Raw genomic sequence first — 1658 nt, forward strand, 5'->3', positions numbered from 1 at the left:
TCGCTAGTTGTCCACTCTCTCGATAACGGCGGCAGCAAAACCTCGGTTTCACACCGGAAGAACGCTGAAGACGAGACGAAGAACCCTACGAACGCTGCGGAGGGTCGAGAAAGCATCTACTTCCATACGTGTTCCTTCTGTCGCTGTCGCTGAGGGCACTCTCAGAACAAAGCTGTCGCTCCTCCTCAGCCTCGCTTCACCGAAGCGAGGCGACTCAGCCGAGTCCGTGCTCGCACCCTGCCGGGAGTCCAACACCGTTCGTCCGATGCTTCTTCTTCCAGCCCAGTTCATCGTCCAACACCTGTTCGATCCCGTGGAGGAACGCATCACCGAACGTGAACGCCACCGGGAGTGCTCGCCCGCCACGCCGTGGCCGGGCGAGCACCGCCCACTGCACCACGAGCCACAACTGCTCTAACAGGAACCCAACACCCACGTAGAACAGCCGAATCGTCGTCGATGGCGTCGTTGTCAGGGCGCGCGCTTCCCGGAATTTCTCGTAGCTCTTCTCGATCCGTGATCGGTTATTGTATATCTGCGCCACTTGCTGCGGCGTGCGGTCTTCCAGACCGTACGCCGCGTATCCAGTCTGTTTGAGTCCTGACTTCCCGCGATCACCGTTCTGGTACGTGACGTTGACCGCCAGCGGATACGTCTGCTCGTGCGCTTTCCCGTCACAGATCGTCTCTTCGGTCATGTGCGACGCCGTCGCTGAAAGTTTCTCTCGGAGCGACGCCTTCCCGGTCTTGACCGGGAAGACTGGCGGTGCAACCGCCCGCAGCACGCCGATCAGCTCGCCGACGTAGGCTGCTCGATCCATGAGAAGCCGCTCGGTCTCGAACGGATACAGCTCGACGCGGGCGAGCGTGCGCTCGACCGCGTCGGCTGCGCTATCGTCGCCAGCAACCGGTTCAACGGCCAACGTCAGCGGCTTCCCCTGCGCGATCACGAACGCTGTGCAGTACCGATGGCACTTCGTCGTGCCATCACGTGCTTGCATTCGCCTGATCTCGGTGTCGTCGTCTGGATGGCCGTGAAACGGGTTATCCATGAAGTCGATACAGACGGTTCTCGACCCCTCGCGGTCGAGAACCGACATCGCCAGCGTTGCCAGAATGTCGTTGATAGCGTCCAGCATCGGCTCTTCGTCGAGGGTATGGAGCCAATCCATGACGGGCTCTCTGTTTGGTGTCTCGTCTGTGTTGGTCGTGACGCCGTTGACCGAGGTTGTGCCGACAGCTGCTCGGAGGACGACTTCCATGATTTCGCCAGAATCGAGGGGCGAGCCCTCGATTCCGGGCATCGGAACCAACTCGAGCGCCTCCAGAGCAAGAGTCTTGAGTTGGCTGTTCGTAATGAACTCGTCCGGATCTGTAAGCACCTGCGTGAGTTTTGGTAGGTTCATCAGGTGCGTATCCGGACAGCGGATGAATCAGGTTCCTGATTCATCCGCTTCACTCAGGACTACGTATCAGCTGCTGGACTCCTGAGCCAGAGTGGACAACTAGCGACACTTGTGAGAGACATCTCACGGATTACCAGTTCGAACTCGACGTCGACGGGCCGGTCCAGTACCACACAATCGATGTGAGCCCCCTGGCACTGCCACCGATTCCGAGTTGTGGCTGACTCAGCCGACTGCTGGGGGTGCTGAGTGG

The 1658-nt window shown here is 59.7% G+C and carries 1 protein-coding gene; it reads right to left on the reverse strand.

The window, feature by feature from the left end; translation table 11 throughout:
* Window positions 1-214: 214 nt before the first annotated feature.
* Window positions 215-1405, reverse strand: a complete 1191-nt coding sequence (locus ACP96_RS12695; RefSeq protein ID WP_050033563.1) for an ISH3 family transposase — start codon at window positions 1403-1405, stop codon at window positions 215-217.
* Window positions 1406-1658: the final 253 nt, after the last annotated feature.

Source organism: Halorubrum halophilum (assembly GCF_000739595.1).
In the GTDB taxonomy this organism is placed as follows: domain Archaea; phylum Halobacteriota; class Halobacteria; order Halobacteriales; family Haloferacaceae; genus Halorubrum; species Halorubrum halophilum.